Origin of the sequence: Streptomyces sp. TN58 (assembly GCF_001941845.1) — a bacterium.
GTDB lineage: Bacteria > Actinomycetota > Actinomycetes > Streptomycetales > Streptomycetaceae > Streptomyces.
On sequence record NZ_CP018870.1, the window covers coordinates 2787830 to 2802937 of the forward strand.

Consider the following 15108-nt stretch of genomic DNA (forward strand, 5'->3'; position numbering starts at 1 on the left):
GTCCCCGCCGGATGACCGCCGGGAAACCTTGCTCTCACCCGCCGTGCGGGCCGTGTGTGAGCGGGGCCGGCAGCCAGCTTCCGGCCGGTGGGGCGAGCCAGCCCCGTTCGGCCGCCAGCGCGACGGCCGCGGCGTGCAGGGCGTCCAGGCCGGGGTGGGCGAAGCCCTTGCGCCACACCATCGACAGCGGCGACAGCGGCACCGGGTCGGTCAGCGGCAGCTTCACGCAGCCCGGCATGTCGAGGAAGCCGACGGTCGCCAGCACCGGGTTGCCCGTCTTGACCATGACCCGGCGGAACTCCTCCTTGCCCACCGCGACCGGCGCGGGTGGCGCCATCAGGATCCCCCGCCCGGCGAACAGTTCGCGTGCGAGCCCCGTCCACTCCAGCGTCCGGGGGTTCCCGGCGCCCGCGTACACGGTCTCCCCGGCCAGCGCGTCCAGGGGTACGGACTCCCGCGCGGCCAGGGCGTGCCCCTCGGGCAGCAGCACGGCCAGCGGCTCGTAGCGTACGGGGAGCTGCGCGAGCGGCGCCCGCAGTACGGGGTCGAGGCCGTCGGCGTAGCCGAAGGCGACGTCGAGCCGGCCGGCGGCGACCTCGGCGGCGGCGTGGGTGAGGCCGCTTTCGAAGCGGGCCATCAGCTCGCAGTGCGGGGCGAGTTCGCGGGCCCGTTCCAGCACGGTGCGCGCGGTGCCGGGCCCGTCGGTGTTCAGGTCGACCAGCAGCGGCCGGGGGGCGGCGCCGGCGGCCGTTCCGGCTCCGAAGGCGCCCGCCAGTTCCTCGTGCGCGGCCAGTACGCGCCGGGCCAGGGGCAGCAGGCGGTGCCCGTCGGCGGTGAGCTCGACGGCGCGGGTGGTGCGGACGAACAAGGTGGCCGCCAGGGCCTGTTCGAGCCGCCGGACGTCCCGGCTCAGCGCCTGCTGGGCGACGTACAGGCGGGCGGCGGCACGGGTGAAGTGCAGCTCTTCGGCAACGGCGACGAACCCGCGCAGCAGCCGGGGTTCCACATCACGGGGCATCACCCCCGGAGACTAACAACAGGAACGGGTGAATGGCCTCGGAACAGGTGTTGGACGGCCGCGGCCGCCCCGGCCGAGGGTGGTGCCATGCCCCTCATGACCGTCACCGGCAGCACGCTCGTCATCACCGCCGCGGCCCCCTCCGACACCGCGCACGGTCACGCGCGCGGCACCGCCCCCGCCACCCCCGCCCCTGCCCCTGCCCCTGCCCGCGACCGGGGGCGGGGTCGGGCACCCGGCCCCTACCGCCGGCTGTTCGCGCTGCCCGGCACGCGCGGGTTCACCGCCGGGAACCTCATCGCCCGCCTCCCGATGGGCATGTTCGGCGTCAGCGCGGTCATGATGATCGCCGGCCAGCGCGGCTCGTACGCCCTCGCCGGCGCCGTCACGGCGACCGGCCTGGCGGCCACGGCGGTGGTGGCCCCGCTGACCGCCCGCCTGATCGACCGCCACGGCCAGGCCCGGATCGCCGTACCGGCCACTCTGATAGCGGTCCTCGGCTCACTGTCGCTGGTCCTGTGCGTCCGTACCGGCGCTCCCGCCTGGACCCTCTTCGCCTCGTACGCCGCGACCGCCACCACCCCCAACATCGGCGGCATGTCCCGCGCGCGCTGGACGCACCTGCTGCGCGACTCCCCCGCCGCCCACCACACGGCGATGTCCTTCGAACAGGCCGCGGACGAGCTGTGCTTCATGCTCGGACCGGTCCTGGCGGCCTTCCTGTGCGGGATGGCCTTCCCGGAGGCGGGCACCCTCGCCGGGGCGGCCCTGCTGCTCACCGGCATGCTGGTCTTCACCTCCTGCCGCACCACCCAGCCCCCTGTGGCGGCGGCGCCGCGCCAGGGCTCGCCGCTGCGCGCCCTGAGCCCGCTGCTGCCGCTGTTCCTCGTCACGGGCGTGGTCTTCGGCTCGATGGAGGTCGCTTCGATCGCCTACCTGGACTTCCAGGGCCTCGGCGCCGCCTCCGGCCTGGTCCTGGCCCTCCAGGCGGCGGGCTCCTGCGCGGCCGGCCTGCTCTACGGCACCGTGCGCGCCCGTTCGTTGAAGGCCTGCGTGTGCGCACTGGCCGTCCTGATGACCCTGCCCTGGGCCGCGGCGGCCACGGGCTCGGTGCCCGCGCTGGCCTGCGCGCTCATCCTGGCCGGCATGGCCACGGCCCCCACGATGGTCACCGCGATGTCGCAGGTCCACGCCCGTACCCCGCAGGGGCGGCTCAACGAGGGCATGACGCTGGCGGTCACCGCCACCCTCGCGGGCATCGCGGTCGGTTCGGCGAGCGCGGGCTCGGTGGTGGAGGGCGCGGGACCGGTCGCCGCCTACGCGGTGCCGACGGCGGCCGCCCTGATCGCGCTCGTGATCGCGCTGACCGGGCGATCGATCCGGCGCCCGAGTGATCGTTCCCGCGTGGTACGCACGGCCGCCGCGCACGATCCGCGATAACTGGGGGTGCCTTCCCCACAGCACCCTTCCCTTTGCGGAGGAACCACCCTTGCCTGCTTACCGTTCCGTGCCCGCGGCCCTGTTCGTCGCGGCCCTCACCGCCGGCTGCCTCGTCCCCGCGGCGCCCGCTCTCGCCGACTCGGCGGACATCCGCTTCTCCCAGCCGTACGTGCCCTCCATCGCCCCGGGCGCCACGGGACGCGTCGTCATCGCGGTGCGGGGCGGGGCGGAACCGGCCGTCAGCGGCACCTTCCGCATCACCGCTCCGGAACGGACCACCTTCCCGGAGGCCCGTTTCCACTGGTCCGGCTCCGACACCCGCACGGCGGCGCCGTGCACGCGGTCGGCCGACGCGCGCCGGCTGACCTGTGAGACGGGGACCCGCTCCGGCTTCCGCTTCGCCGCGCGGGAGCAGACCCAACTGTCCGTGGCCGTACGGGTGGACGCCGACGCCCCCCAGGGCACGACGCTGACCGGCGGCGAGTGGGCGACGGACGTCGACGCACCGGCCCTCTTCGCGGTGGCCACCCCGGTGTCGGGACCCAAGGGCGACAAGGGGGACCGGGGTGACGACGGCAAGCCCGGGGAGCCCGGACACCACGGCAAGCCGGGCAAGCCCGGGAAGCCGGGCCCGCAGGGCCCCAAGGGCGACAAGGGTGACAAGGGTGACCGTGGCGAGCCCGGGCCGAAGGGCGACCGGGGCGACACCGGGCCGAAGGGCGACCGGGGCGACCGGGGCGAGCCCGGGCCGAAGGGCGAGAGGGGCGACCGGGGCGACACCGGTCGGCAGGGCCCCGCAGGCCCGCGCGGACCGCAGGGCGAGCCGGGCCCCGCGAACGGCCCGAAGGGCGACACGGGTCCCGCGGGCCCGCAGGGCCCGAAGGGCGACACCGGCAAGCCCGGGCGCGACGGCAGGCCCGGCCGCGACGGCAAGCAGGGTCCCGCCGGCCCGAAGGGCCCCCAGGGTCCGAAGGGCCCGAAGGGCGACACCGGCAAGCCGGGCACGCCCGGAAAGCCCGGCGACTGCAAGTGCGGCGGCAAGGACAAGGAGAAGGACAAGGACAAGGGCAAGGGACACCACGCGCGCCCCAAGGCCAAGATCGTCGCTCCCGGCAAGGGACTCGGCGTCCGCTCCGGCCCCGGCACGCAGTACGCGCACAAGGGCAAGATCAAGACCGGTACGGTCGTCGCCCTCCAGTGCAAGGTCAACGGCCAGAAGATCGACGGCAACTCGATCTGGTACAAGCTCGCCGACGGCACCGGCTGGATCGCCGCCCGCTACGCCCTGAACCTCGACAAGGTCCCGTTCTGCTGATCCCCCCACCTGAACCTGGGGAAGGCCCCGCAGCCGAGTGGCTGCGGGGCATCACTCGTACCAGGTGATCCGGCATACGTAGACGCACTCGTGCCGGGGGACGGCGAGAAAGCTGATGAAGCCGCGGCCGCCGAGAATGTCGAATTCGCGGAGGCCGCCAGGCCTTCCTGTGGGACGGCCGACGGCTTCCGCATCCCGGCCCAGTGCCGCCGGTTCGGTGGCGATGCGCTCGACCTCCGCGATCACACCGGCCGGCAGACCGCCGGTCACGTGACAGTGGTCGTCGGTGTTGTAGTCCCAGGTCCAGTCGCTCACAGGCCGGTCTCGGCCTCAGCCTTGTCGAGGATCCGCTGGATCTCCGCCAGCGCGGATGCCGGATCGTCCGCCCCTTCCTGGACCAGCTGTTCCAGTGCGTGGAGGCGTGCCGCCCTGTGGGGATGGCGTTCGATCTCCACGAAGACGGCCCAGGAGTGGATGAAGGCGCGCAAGGGGGCCAGGGACTGCGCCTGCTGGGCACTCGTCGTGGCTTCGAAGAGGTGCTGCGTCAAGTCGGGCACGCGGCTCGGAGCAATCTTCGCGACAGCCTCGCGCAGAGCTGCAGGCGTGAGTTCCGGCATGGGGATCAGCGGCCCGCCCTCGGGGGGATCGGCGTACTCACGCGTCCTCCTCGGTCGGGCTCCCCTCGGGAGTGGTCCCACGCTACCGCCGTTCCACCGTCACGCGGGATGCTTCCGGACATGACGAAGGCCCCGCAGCCGAGTGGCTGCGGGGCCTTCGCCCACATGGGATGAGTGGAGATGGCGGGAATCGAACCCGCGTCCAACGGTGCAGAAGCAGGGCTTCTCCGAGCGCAGTCCGCTGCGCTTTTCTCGGCCCCGGAGATCACACGGACAAGTCTCCGACGGGCTCAGTCACTGTTTGATTTCCCTCCGACCCCCGTGACCGGGGTTAGAGGTTTAGATCCCTAGTTGACGCCAGGATCCGGACCGGGACCACTTCCGGGCTGACGCTCCTCACAGAGGCTTCAGCTCACTGTTATTAGGCAGCGAGGGTGAAGCGGGAGTTATCGCTCTTGGAGTTGGCGATTATTTTTTGCGACATGTGGTTAGCGAGATCATTGCCGCTTCCTCGGCTCGCTTCCCCTGCATCGACAGCCGCTGTCGAAACCGATCATCCCCATGTTTCACACTGTTCAGTTAGGCACTGCGTAGTGTGCTCCGCCCCGGGGGGGGCGGCGCTGACGCCATGGTACGCGAAGTGGACCACCGCGTGCCAGGTGATTAAACCGTGCCGCGCTGCTTGCGGCGGATGGCCGAGATCGCCCGGTTCGTCTCCCGCGTGTCCTGCTTCTCCCGCAGCGTCTGCCGCTTGTCGTACTCCTTCTTGCCCTTCGCCAGCGCGATCTCGACCTTGGCGCGGCCGTCCTTGAAGTACAGGGAGAGGGGCACGATCGTGTGACCCGACTCGTCGGCCTTGCGCTCCAGCTTGTCGATCTCCTCCCGGTGCATGAGGAGCTTCCGCTTGCGCCGGGCGCTGTGGTTGGTCCAGGTGCCCTGGCTGTACTCCGGCACGTGCACGTTGTAGAGCCAGGCCTCCCGGCCCTCCACCGACACGAAGCCGTCCACCAGCGAGGCCCGGCCCTGGCGCATGGACTTGACCTCGGTACCGGTGAGCACGAGACCGCACTCGTAGGTGTCGAGGATCGCGTAGTCGTGCCGTGCCTTCTTGTTCTGGGCGATCAGCTTGCGCCCTTTTTCCTTAGCCATAGTGCGGCCATTTTCGCACTACGGACCCACCCCGAGGCCACCCAATACCGTGACGGCCCGCTCCTCGACCCGGTCGCCCGCCGTCACGTCGGGGGTGATGCCGGTGCCGTCGAGGCTGCGGCCCGCCGGTGTGCGGTAGGTGCCCACCGTCAGTTCGGCGACCGAACCGTCCGGGAGCTCGGTCGGCATCTGCACCGACCCCTTGCCGAAGGTCCTGCTGCCCACCGCCAGCGCCCGGCCCCGGTCCTGGAGGGCGCCCGTCACCAGCTCGGCGGCGCTCATCGTGCCGCCGTCCACCAGGGCCACCAGCGGCCGGGTCGTGTCACCGCCCGGGGCTGCGTTCAGGACGCGCTGCTCGCCCCGTACGTCGTAGGTCGCCACGAGCCCGCCGTCCAGGAAGGCGGAGGCGGTCGAGACGGCCTCGTCGACCAGCCCGCCCCGGTTGCCGCGCAGGTCGAGCATGACCCCGCCGCCGGGCGGGGCGGCGCGGACGGCCGCCCTGACGCGCTCGCCGGAGCCGCGGCTGAAGGAGGCCACCTTGATGACGGTGACGCCTCCGGTGAGCTGCCGTACGGTCACCGGCTCGGTACGCAGCCGCTGGCGCAGGACGGTCTCGGTGAGGTCGGCGCCGTCCCGGCTGAGCTTCAGCACGACGGGGGTGCCGGCGGTGCCGCGCAGCAGGGCGACGACGTCGGCGACGGCCAGGCCGGTCACCGCGTGCCCGTCGACGCTCAGCAGCCGGTCCCCGGCGCGCAGGCCGGCCCGGGCGGCGGGGCTGCCGGGCTGGACCTCGTCGAGGGTGATCACGCCGTCGTGGGCGCGTCCGGCCCAGACCCCGACGCCGGTCCAGTGCCCGTCGAGGCCTTCGGCGAAGGCGGCGTACTCGCCGCGGTCGTAGACGGTGCCCCAGCGGTCGCCGCTGCGGCTGACCACCTCCTGCGCGGCCTTCTTGCCGGACTTGCCCTCGGCGACGGCCTCGGCGGCGGCGCGGGCGACCGCCTCGCGGTCGGCGGTGCCCTCCGTACGCGGCGTTCCGGGCGCGGAGGCGTCGGTACGGGCGGCGGCCGCCGCACCGTCCTCGGGGACCCAGCAGCCGCTGAACGCGCCGACGGCGACGACGACGGCGAACGTTAACGTCAGAACGGCCCCGCGACGTGGGTCGCGGGGCCGGAGACAGAAGGCGGGCAGAGCCGGCATGGCGCCGAGTCTAGGACAAGCCCCGCGCCGGTACGGATGGTTGTCCGTACCGCTCACGGGGCGCTTGTCACACCTTCAGGTACTTGCGCAGGGCGATGAAGGCGGCCATGGAGGGCATCAGGAGGCCGATGAACAGCACGTAGGGGAGCTTGGCCAGCACCGATCCCCAGCCCATGAAGTCGATGAGCTGGATCTTGTCGCGCAGGCCGACGCCGTGGTCGATGACGAAGTACTGGCCGGAGACGAGCATGAGGCAGGCGAAGAGCGCGCCGATGAGCCCGGCGACGGCGGCCTCCATGATGAAGGGGACCTGGATGTAGAAGCTGGAGGCGCCCACCAGCCGCATGATCCCGGTCTCCCGCCTACGGCTGAACGCCGAGACGCGCACGGTGTTGACGATCAGCAGCAGCGCCACGATCAGCATGATCGCCATGATGCCCACGGCGGCCATGTTGAGGTAGTTGAGGATCCGGAAGAGGTCGTCGATCGCCTGGCGCTGGTCGTCGACGGTGTGGATGCCGTCCCGGCCCGCGAAGGCCGAGGTGACCACCTTGTACTTCTCCGGGTTCTTGAGCTTGACCCGGAAGGACTCCTGCATCTGGTCGGGCGTGATGGAGGAGGCCAGCGCGGTGTGGCCGTACTGCTCCTGGTAGTGCTTGTACGCCTCGTCGGCCGACTCGTAGGTCACCGACTTGACCAGGGACATCGCCTTGAGCTCGGACTCGATCTGCTTCTTCTGCTCCTCGGTCACGGCGCCCTTGCGGCAGGTGGCGACGCCGCCCGCGCCGCCTCCCCCGGTGTTGGCGGCGGCCTCGCCGGCCTCCTGGGCGTCCTGCTTGTTGCACAGGTAGATCGAGACGTTGGCCTTGTCGTACCAGTAGCCCTTCATCCTGCCCACCTGCTCGCTCATGAGCAGGGAGCCGCCGAACAGGGCCAGGGACAGGGCCACGGAGATGATGACCGCGAAGGTCATGGTGAGATTGCGGCGGAGGCCGACGCCGATCTCGGACATGACGAACTGGGCGCGCATGACTCTCAAGGGCCTTTCAGTGCTGGTAGCCGTAGACGCCGCGCGACTGGTCGCGTACGAGTCGGCCCTGTTCGAGTTCGATGACGCGCTTGCGCATCTGGTCGACGATCTGCTGGTCGTGCGTCGCCATGATCACGGTGGTGCCGGTCCGGTTGATCCGGTCGAGCAGCTTCATGATCCCGACGGAGGTCTGCGGGTCGAGGTTGCCCGTGGGCTCGTCCGCGATCAGCAGGGCCGGGCGGTTGACGAAGGCGCGGGCGATGGCCACGCGCTGCTGCTCACCGCCGGACAGCTCACCGGGCATGCGCTCCTCCTTGCCGCCCAGGCCGACCAGTTCCAGCACCTGCGGGACGGCCTTGCGGATCTCGCCGCGCGGCTTGCCGATGACCTCCTGGGCGAAGGCGACGTTCTCGGCCACCGTCTTGTTGGGCAGCAGGCGGAAGTCCTGGAAGACGGTCCCCAACTGGCGCCGCATCTGCGGGACCTTCCAGTTGGAGAGCTTGGCGAGGTCCTTGCCCAGGACGTGCACCTGGCCGTGGCTCGCCCGCTCCTCGCGCAGGATGAGGCGCAGGAACGTGGACTTGCCGGAGCCGGAGGAGCCCACCAGGAAGACGAACTCGCCCTTCGCGATGTCGAGGGAGACTTCTCTGAGTGCGGGACGGCTCTGCTTCGGGTAGGACTTGGAGACGCTGTCGAATCGGATCACGGGTGCACCACGGTCGCCGGGAGTAGGTGTGCGTGACCATACGCGAACGGGCGCGAGGTGTGGACCCGGCATCCGGAGTTGTCCGCTTTATCCCGCGGTCCCGGAGGGTCCCGAGCGCGATTGCCCGGACGGGCCGCGCCGAATGTCGGCGAAGCTGGCACAGTGGTAGGGGGAACGGTCCGGTTCCCCGCGCCGTTAGGCAGTAGGAACGACCGAGGGGACGAGAGGAGGAGCGCATGACATATGACCGGCTCGTGTGCGCGAACTGCGCCGCACCCGTCAGCCAGGGCCGCTGCCCGGTGTGCCGGGCGAACCGGGAGCGCCTCCAGCAGGAGCGTCCCTTCTCCGGCCTGAACCCCATGGCACTCATCGTGCTCATGGTGGTCCTCGTGGCAGCTCTGGCCCTGGTGGCCCAGCAGGCCGCCTAGCGGGCGCTCTGCGGGCAGGGGGCGGCGCCGGTGCTCGTCGGTGCCCGCGCCGCGTACCGATCACATACAGCGGAAGGGCCCGGCACCTCGTGCGAGGTCACCGGGCCCTTCTCGTGTTCTGCCGTGCCGCGTGAGGCGGGGCGTCCTACGCGGTCTGCTCCTGCTGCTTGCGCCAGCGGATGCCGGCCTCCAGGAAGCCGTCGATCTCGCCGTCGAGGACCGCCTGCGGGTTGCCGACCTCGAACTCCGTGCGCAGGTCCTTGACCATCTGGTAGGGGTGCAGGACGTAGGAGCGCATCTGGTTGCCCCAGGAGCTGCCGCCGTCCTTGAGGGCGTCCATCTTGGCCTGCTCCTCCTGGCGGCGCCGCTCCAGCAGCTTGGCCTGGAGGACGTTCATGGCGCTGGCCTTGTTCTGGATCTGCGAGCGCTCGTTCTGGCAGGAGACGACGATGCCGGTCGGGATGTGCGTGATGCGCACGGCCGAGTCGGTGGTGTTGACGCCCTGGCCGCCGGGGCCGGAGGCGCGGTAGACGTCGACGCGCAGCTCGGACTCGTCGATCTCGACGTGGTCGCTGGTCTCGACGACGGGGAGCACCTCGACGCCCGCGAAGGAGGTCTGGCGGCGGCCCTGGTTGTCGAAGGGCGAGATACGCACGAGGCGGTGGGTGCCCTGCTCGACGGAGAGGGTGCCGTAGGCGTACGGGGCCTTGACGACGAAGGTGGTCGACTTGATGCCGGCCTCTTCCGCGTACGAGGTCTCGTAGATCTCCGTGGAGTAGCCGTGGCGCTCGGCCCAGCGCAGGTACATGCGCTGGAGGCGCTCGGCGAAGTCGGAGGCGTCGACGCCGCCGGCCTCCGCGCGGATGTTGACCAGGGCCTCGCGCTCGGCGTACTCGCCGGAGAGCAGGGTCCGGACCTCCATCTCGTCCAGTGCCTTGCGGACGGAAACCAGCTCGGTCTCGGCCTCGGCGAGGGTGTCGGCGTCGTCCATCTCCTGGGCGAGCTCGAACAGCACCCCGAGGTCGTCGATGCGTCCGCGCAGGGTCTCGGCCTTGCGCACCTCGGCCTGGAGGTGCGAAAGCTTGCTCGTGATCTTCTGGGCGGCTTCCGGGTCGTCCCACAGGGACGGCGCGGCGGCCTGCTCCTCAAGCACGGCGATATCTGCCCTCAGCTTGTCGAGGTCCAGGACGGCCTCGATCGACCCCATGGTCGAGGAGAGGGACTTCAGCTCTTCGGAAACGTCGACGACTGCCACGGGTCCAGCGTAGCCGGTCCGCGGGCAAGCCCGTCCGGGCAGGCCGGTTCACCCGTTCTGGTGAAGGCCCGGACGGGCGTACGCTCACCGTATGACCGTTCTCCTCGTCAAGCGCCGCCATGTGGACTACATGCGCGTCACGTCGACGAGCTGTCAGCCGCCGGACCTCACCCAAGCCTGATCCACCCCGATCCGACTTGGTCCTGTGACGCGGCCCATGCGGTCCCGGCGCCAACCCTGCCGGCGACCCCGCCCCACCCGCGGCCCCCGCCACCTCTGGGGAACAGGACCCCGTGACATCCGAAACGGAGCCGTCATGCCGTCCGCGCAGTCCCTCCCCGTCCTGGACCTCTCCCAGGCCGACGACCCGGCCCAGCGGGCCGACTTCCTGAAGCAGCTGCACGCAGCGGCCAGGGACACCGGTTTCCTGCACCTGACCGGGCACGGTGTCACCGCCGCCGAGACCGCCCGCATCCTGGAGCTGACCCGGGCCTTCTTCGCCCTCCCGGAGGCCGACCGGCTCGCCGTCAGCAATCTGAACTCGCCGCACTTCCGCGGCTACACCCGGATCGGGCACGAGCTGACCGGCGGGGCCTCCGACTGGCGCGACCAGCTGGACGTGGGCGCGGAGCGGCCGGCGCCGGCGGTGGGCCCGGGCGACCCGGCGTACCTGTGGCTGGAGGGGCCGAACCAGTGGCCCGCCGCCCTCCCCGAGCTCCGTACGGTGGTCCTGGACTGGCAGTCCCGGCTGGCGGCGGTGGCGCACCGGCTGCTCCAGGAGCTGCTGGTCTCGATCGGTGCTCCGGCCGACTTCTTCGACGACGCCTTCGCCGACCGCCCGCACCTGCACACCAAGCTGATCCGCTATCCGGGGTCGGCCCCGTCGGGCGCCGACCAGGGGGTCGGGGCGCACAAGGACTACGGCTTCCTCACGCTCCTGCTACAGGACTCGGTCGGCGGCCTCCAGGTGGTGCGGGACGGCGGCTACGTGGACGTGCCGCCGATGCCGGGGGCCTTCGTGGTGAACCTGGGCGAGCTGCTGGAGATCGCGACCGAGGGCTACCTGACGGCGACCGACCACCGGGTGGTCAGCCCGCCGGGTGCGGTGGAGCGGTTCTCGGTGCCGTTCTTCTACAACCCGCGGCTGGACGCGGTGGTGGAGACCGTGCCGGGCGACTACCTGCGCTCGGCGCCCGGTGTCGCGCACGACGCGTCGAACCCGCTGCACGCCGAGTACGGCCGCAACGAGCTGAAGGGCTGGGTCCGCGCCCACCCCGCCGTGGCGCGGCGCTGGCACCCGGAGCTGGTGGCGGCGTAGCCGTCCCCGGGCCGGGGGTGGACCGTATCCGCTGCGCGGGGCCTTCCGGGCTCCGCCCGGACCCACGCCTCACACGCCGGCGGGGCTGGTTTTCGGCCGCCTGCGGGCTCTCCCGTAATCCGGGGCAGAGCCCCCGGCCGCGGCGCGGCGGCCGCTACGGCACCCGGGGAACGGACTGCTGCTTGTTGTCCTGCCGGGGCTTCGGCTCGTCGCCCCCGGACAGGGCCAGCCAGCTGCCGAGTCCGACCGCGGCGGCCAGAGCCAGCGCCACGGCCGACATGGTCAGGCGCCGCTTGCGGGCGGCCTCGGCCCGGTGGCGGGCCGAGCCGGGCCGGTGCCCGCCGGCGGGCCGCGGCACGCGGGCGGTGCCCAGCGCGCCGCCGGCCAGCTCGTCCGGCCCCGGCACCCGCATGGAGGTGTGGGTGTCCCGGTTGGAGTCGGTCGCCGACCCCGGTACGAGCGGGACCACGCCGCGCCGCCGCACCGGGTCGGCGGAGGGTTCCTCCGAGGCCTCCGGCTCCGGTTCCGCGTCGTCCGGCTCGTCCACGTCCAGCGGCGGCATCCCGGCCAGCATCGGCAGCAGGTCCCGCAGCCGGACCGACAGCTCCGAGGCCCGCAGCCGCGAGGCCGGGGCCTTGGCCAGGCACTGCACCATCAGCTGCCACAGCTCGTCGGGGATTCCCGGCAGCGGGACGACCGTCTCGGTCACGTGCCGTCGCAGGACTGCGCCCGGGTGGCCGCCGCCGAAGGGGGTGAACCCGGCCATCAGCTCGTACAGGACGGTGGCCAGGGCGTATATGTCCACCGCCGCACGCGGGGGCAGGCCCTCGACGATCTCCGGGGCCAGGTAGTCGGGGGTGCCGATGATGCGGGTCGTCGGGGCCGTGGCCCGGCCCGCCGGGGCCCGCCGGGGGGAGTCGATCAGCTTGGCGACGCCGAAGTCGGTCAGCAGGGCCGGGTGCGAGCCGCCCGGGCCGAGCGGGCCCTGCATGTCCAGCAGGACGTTCTCCGGCTTGACGTCCCGGTGCACGACGCCCGCCGCGTGCGCCGCGGCCAGCGCGTCGGCGACGTCCGCGACGATCGCCACGGCCGCCTCGGGGGCGAGCCGGCGCTCGCGGTCGAGCCGCGTGCGCAGGTCCGTGCCCCGGACGAGGTCCATGACGAGGGCGAGGTCGTTGCCGTCCACGACGAGGTCGCGGACGGAGACGACGTGCGGATGCTCCAGGCCGAGGAGGGCGCTGCGCTCCTGGACGAAGCGTCCGACCAGCTCCTGGTCGGATGCGAGGTCCTCGCGCAGCAGTTTCACGGCGACGGGCCCGTCGGGCCCCTCGCCGAGCCACACCGTGCCCGCGCTGCCGCGGCCCAGGATCTGGTGCGCGGTGTACCGGCTGCCGATTTTCCGTGCCACGACTGCTCCCTCAGTGGCTGGCGTACGCCCCAAAGCTACGCGGCCGCGTGGGCTTCGGAGGCCGCCAGGGGGCCCGATTCGCGACGACCTTCACTTCTGCGGGCGAAATCACGTCCTGGAAGTCGACAAATCCACGAAGTCGGCGCTACGGGGACCGGCGCCCCCTCAGGGCGCGGGCGTGCCGGAGGAGCCGGAGGAGCCCGCCGCGTCGCCGATGGAGGTGACCCAGTCGACGGCGTCGCTGCCCCAGGTCCACACCTGGTCCCACCAGCCTCGGCCGGTGCCGATCCACTCCTGGAGCGGGGTCAGCTCCCAGACGAGCCAGCCGGCCACGAAGAACACCAGGATCAGCACCAGGCAGCCCTTCAGGCAGCCGAGTCCGGGGATCCGCACCGGGTTGGCGCTGCGGCGGCGCGGCTCGCGCGGCTCGCGGGGCGCCGGGGGCTGCGGCGGTGCCGGCTGGGGCTGCTGGGGCTGGCGGTACTGCGGCTGCTGCGGGGGCTGCGGCTGCTGGTACGGCTGGGGCCGGTTCTGCTGCGGCTGGTAGTGCTGCGGCGGGGGCGGCGGTGCGTACTGCTGCTGCGGAGGCTGCGGCGGCTGCCGGTACTGGGGCTGCTGCGGCTGCTGGTACTGCTGCTGCGGCGGGCCCTGGCGGTACTGCTGCGGCTGCTGGGGTCGGTGCTGCGGCGGCGGGGGCGCCTGGCGCTGGGGGCGGCGGCGCAGCGGGTCGTCCTCCGGGTCGAGGTACTGGACCTGCGTCTGCTCGTTGCGGTCGCGGGCGGCCCGCATCTGCGTCTGCCACGGGTGCGGCGCGTCGGGCTGCTGCACGGGCGGCATGACCGAGGTCGGATCGGCCCCCGGGCCTGCCGTGCTCGGGAGCACCGAGGTGGCGTCGGCCGCGCCGACCGGCGGCATCACGCTGGTCATGGCGTTCGGGTCGTAGGCGCCCGCCGGGGAGCCCGCCCCGGAGGGCAGCACCTGGGTCGGGTCCGCGGCGCCCGGGGTCTCGGGCACCGGGGCCGGCGAGGGGTCGGGCGTGAGGAGGGCGCCCACGCCGAGCGCGGCCTCCACCTCGGCGCCCGTGGAGTGCACGCCGATTCCGGCGGCGACGACGCGCAGGGCGCGGGCCAGGTTCGCGGCGCTGGGGCGCTCGTTCGGCTCCTTGCGCAGGCAGCGCTCGACGACCGTCCACAGCGGCTCGGGCACGGTCGAGGGGCGCTGCGGCTCCTCGCTGAGGTGGCGGTGGAGCACTTCCAGGGCGGTGCCGCCGGCGAACGGCGGGCGGCCGGTGAGCAGTTCGTAGAGCAGGATGCCGGCGCCGTAGATGTCCACGGCGGAGGTCTGCGGGCGGCCCTCGGCGGACTCGGGGGCCACGTAGGCGGGGGTGCCGACGAACTCGTGCGTGCGGGTCAGGCCCGGGGAGTCGGCGAGGCGGGCGATGCCGAAGTCGGTCAGCATCGGCTTCATCTGCCCGTCGCGCTCGTCGAGGAGCACGTTGGCCGGCTTGAGGTCGCGGTGCACGACGCCGTCGGCGTGGCTGGCGGCGAGCGCGTCCGCGATCTGGGCGGTCAGCAGGCTCGCGGCGACGGGCGTGAAGGGGCCGTTCTCGCGCAGGTACCGGTGCAGGTCCGGCCCGTCGATCAGGTCCATGACCAGGGCCAGCAGGTCGCCCTCGACGACGAGGTCGCGGGTGCGCACGATGTTGGAGTGGGTCAGGCGCAGCAGGACCGAGCGCTCCCGCAGGAAGCGCATGACGATGTCCGCGTCCTGGGCCAGCTCCTCCTTGAGGACCTTGATGGCCACGGTCTCGCCGGGCTGGCCCGCCACGGCCGCCTCGGCGCCGGCGGTCTCCCTCTGGCGGGCACGCCAGACGGTGCCCGTGGCGCCGCGCCCGAGCGGCTCCTCAAGCAGGTACTTACTGCCGACTGGCCGCACGTCTCGCGCTCCCCTGCTGTCGTCTGCTGTGGTCGTTTTCGTCGAGTGGTTTTCCGGCCCACTCTAGGGGGTGTCCCCCGGGAAGACGCCGGTCCCCGGAGGTTGGTTGCCGCACATGTGTACGGAGGGTGACGTATTCGGGGTATGCCGGAGGCGATTTTCCCCCTCTTCACCCCCCTCGCGGCCAGGATTCGACCGGCCCCGGCGCGGACCGCGGCAGATCAAGATCATTTATTGCCGGGTGCCGGGCGTGTTGGCCCCGACAGGTGCGAGGATGCACCCGTACGGAACG

General features: G+C 72.4%; 14 protein-coding genes and 1 other RNA gene. 4 read left to right on the top strand and 11 right to left on the bottom strand.

Going from position 1 to position 15108, the window contains the following annotated elements:
• Window positions 1–34: 34 nt before the first annotated feature.
• Entirely contained in the window at window positions 35–1018 is a 984-nt protein-coding gene (locus BSL84_RS12700) for a LysR family transcriptional regulator (RefSeq protein WP_075970371.1), read from the bottom strand.
• A gap of 96 nt (window positions 1019–1114) precedes the next feature.
• Here BSL84_RS12700 and BSL84_RS12705 point away from each other — a divergent pair, with 96 nt between their 5' ends.
• Both BSL84_RS12705 and BSL84_RS12710 read left to right on the top strand, forming a co-directional pair.
• Complete coding sequence (locus BSL84_RS12705; protein WP_420718800.1) at window positions 1115–2458, top strand: MFS transporter; 1344 nt, start codon at window positions 1115–1117, stop codon at window positions 2456–2458.
• A gap of 49 nt (window positions 2459–2507) precedes the next feature.
• Window positions 2508–3773 carry an SH3 domain-containing protein gene (locus BSL84_RS12710; RefSeq protein ID WP_199838720.1) on the top strand — a complete coding sequence of 422 codons (1266 nt, stop codon included), beginning with the start codon at window positions 2508–2510 and terminating at the stop codon, window positions 3771–3773.
• Between the two features lie 51 nt (window positions 3774–3824).
• On the opposite strand, the gene BSL84_RS12715 is transcribed toward BSL84_RS12710, so the two are convergent.
• From BSL84_RS12715 to ftsE, 7 genes are all read right to left on the bottom strand, one after another.
• Window positions 3825–4088 (bottom strand): hypothetical protein, encoded by a 264-nt coding sequence (locus BSL84_RS12715; protein ID WP_030028295.1) that lies wholly within the window; start codon window positions 4086–4088, stop codon window positions 3825–3827.
• Window positions 4085–4390 (bottom strand): DUF6247 family protein, encoded by a 306-nt coding sequence (locus BSL84_RS12720; RefSeq protein WP_030028293.1) that lies wholly within the window; start codon window positions 4388–4390, stop codon window positions 4085–4087. Before BSL84_RS12720 ends, BSL84_RS12715 begins: the two co-directional genes overlap by 4 nt.
• 172 nt (window positions 4391–4562) lie before the next feature.
• Window positions 4563–4951, bottom strand: a transfer-messenger RNA (tmRNA) gene (ssrA, locus tag BSL84_RS12725).
• 102 nt (window positions 4952–5053) lie between these two features.
• Window positions 5054–5539, bottom strand: a complete 486-nt coding sequence (gene smpB / locus BSL84_RS12730; protein WP_030028291.1) for an SsrA-binding protein SmpB — start codon at window positions 5537–5539, stop codon at window positions 5054–5056.
• An 18-nt stretch (window positions 5540–5557) separates the two neighbouring features.
• Entirely contained in the window at window positions 5558–6736 is a 1179-nt protein-coding gene (locus BSL84_RS12735; RefSeq protein ID WP_030028289.1) for a S41 family peptidase, read from the bottom strand.
• A gap of 67 nt (window positions 6737–6803) precedes the next feature.
• Entirely contained in the window at window positions 6804–7766 is a 963-nt protein-coding gene (gene ftsX, locus BSL84_RS12740; protein ID WP_030028287.1) for a permease-like cell division protein FtsX, read from the bottom strand.
• 16 nt (window positions 7767–7782) lie between these two features.
• The gene (gene ftsE / locus BSL84_RS12745; protein WP_030011324.1) at window positions 7783–8472 is read right to left on the bottom strand and encodes a cell division ATP-binding protein FtsE; all 690 of its coding nucleotides are present in this window, start codon (window positions 8470–8472) and stop codon (window positions 7783–7785) included.
• A gap of 236 nt (window positions 8473–8708) precedes the next feature.
• Here ftsE and BSL84_RS12750 point away from each other — a divergent pair, with 236 nt between their 5' ends.
• Entirely contained in the window at window positions 8709–8900 is a 192-nt protein-coding gene (locus BSL84_RS12750; RefSeq protein ID WP_030028286.1) for a hypothetical protein, read from the top strand.
• Window positions 8901–9045: 145 nt separating this feature from the next.
• On the opposite strand, the gene prfB is transcribed toward BSL84_RS12750, so the two are convergent.
• On the bottom strand, window positions 9046–10155 hold the full coding sequence (gene prfB / locus BSL84_RS12755; protein ID WP_030028285.1) for a peptide chain release factor 2: 1110 nt from the start codon (window positions 10153–10155) through the stop codon (window positions 9046–9048).
• A 316-nt stretch (window positions 10156–10471) separates the two neighbouring features.
• Here prfB and BSL84_RS12760 point away from each other — a divergent pair, with 316 nt between their 5' ends.
• Window positions 10472–11473: an isopenicillin N synthase family dioxygenase gene (locus BSL84_RS12760; protein ID WP_030028284.1), complete on the top strand. Its 1002-nt coding sequence runs from the start codon at window positions 10472–10474 to the stop codon at window positions 11471–11473.
• A 154-nt stretch (window positions 11474–11627) separates the two neighbouring features.
• Here the strand turns inward: BSL84_RS12760 and BSL84_RS12765 are convergent, their stop codons facing one another.
• Window positions 11628–12881 carry a serine/threonine-protein kinase gene (locus tag BSL84_RS12765; RefSeq protein ID WP_075970373.1) on the bottom strand — a complete coding sequence of 418 codons (1254 nt, stop codon included), beginning with the start codon at window positions 12879–12881 and terminating at the stop codon, window positions 11628–11630.
• Between the two features lie 165 nt (window positions 12882–13046).
• Window positions 13047–14816 (bottom strand): serine/threonine-protein kinase, encoded by a 1770-nt coding sequence (locus tag BSL84_RS12770; RefSeq protein WP_045322815.1) that lies wholly within the window; start codon window positions 14814–14816, stop codon window positions 13047–13049.
• Window positions 14817–15108: the final 292 nt, after the last annotated feature.

What these genes read in the sequence shown, in the direction of transcription:
- BSL84_RS12700 (WP_075970371.1), bottom strand. Translation starts at nt 1,018, where the DNA reads ATGCCCCGTGATGTGGAACCCCGGCTGCTGCGCGGGTTCGTCGCCGTT.
- BSL84_RS12705 (WP_420718800.1), top strand. Translation starts at nt 1,115, where the DNA reads ATGACCGTCACCGGCAGCACGCTCGTCATCACCGCCGCGGCCCCCTCC.
- BSL84_RS12720 (WP_030028293.1), bottom strand. Translation starts at nt 4,390, where the DNA reads ATGCCGGAACTCACGCCTGCAGCTCTGCGCGAGGCTGTCGCGAAGATT.
- smpB (WP_030028291.1), bottom strand. Translation starts at nt 5,539, where the DNA reads ATGGCTAAGGAAAAAGGGCGCAAGCTGATCGCCCAGAACAAGAAGGCA.
- BSL84_RS12735 (WP_030028289.1), bottom strand. Translation starts at nt 6,736, where the DNA reads ATGCCGGCTCTGCCCGCCTTCTGTCTCCGGCCCCGCGACCCACGTCGC.
- ftsX (WP_030028287.1), bottom strand. Translation starts at nt 7,766, where the DNA reads ATGCGCGCCCAGTTCGTCATGTCCGAGATCGGCGTCGGCCTCCGCCGC.
- BSL84_RS12750 (WP_030028286.1), top strand. Translation starts at nt 8,709, where the DNA reads ATGACATATGACCGGCTCGTGTGCGCGAACTGCGCCGCACCCGTCAGC.
- BSL84_RS12760 (WP_030028284.1), top strand. Translation starts at nt 10,472, where the DNA reads ATGCCGTCCGCGCAGTCCCTCCCCGTCCTGGACCTCTCCCAGGCCGAC.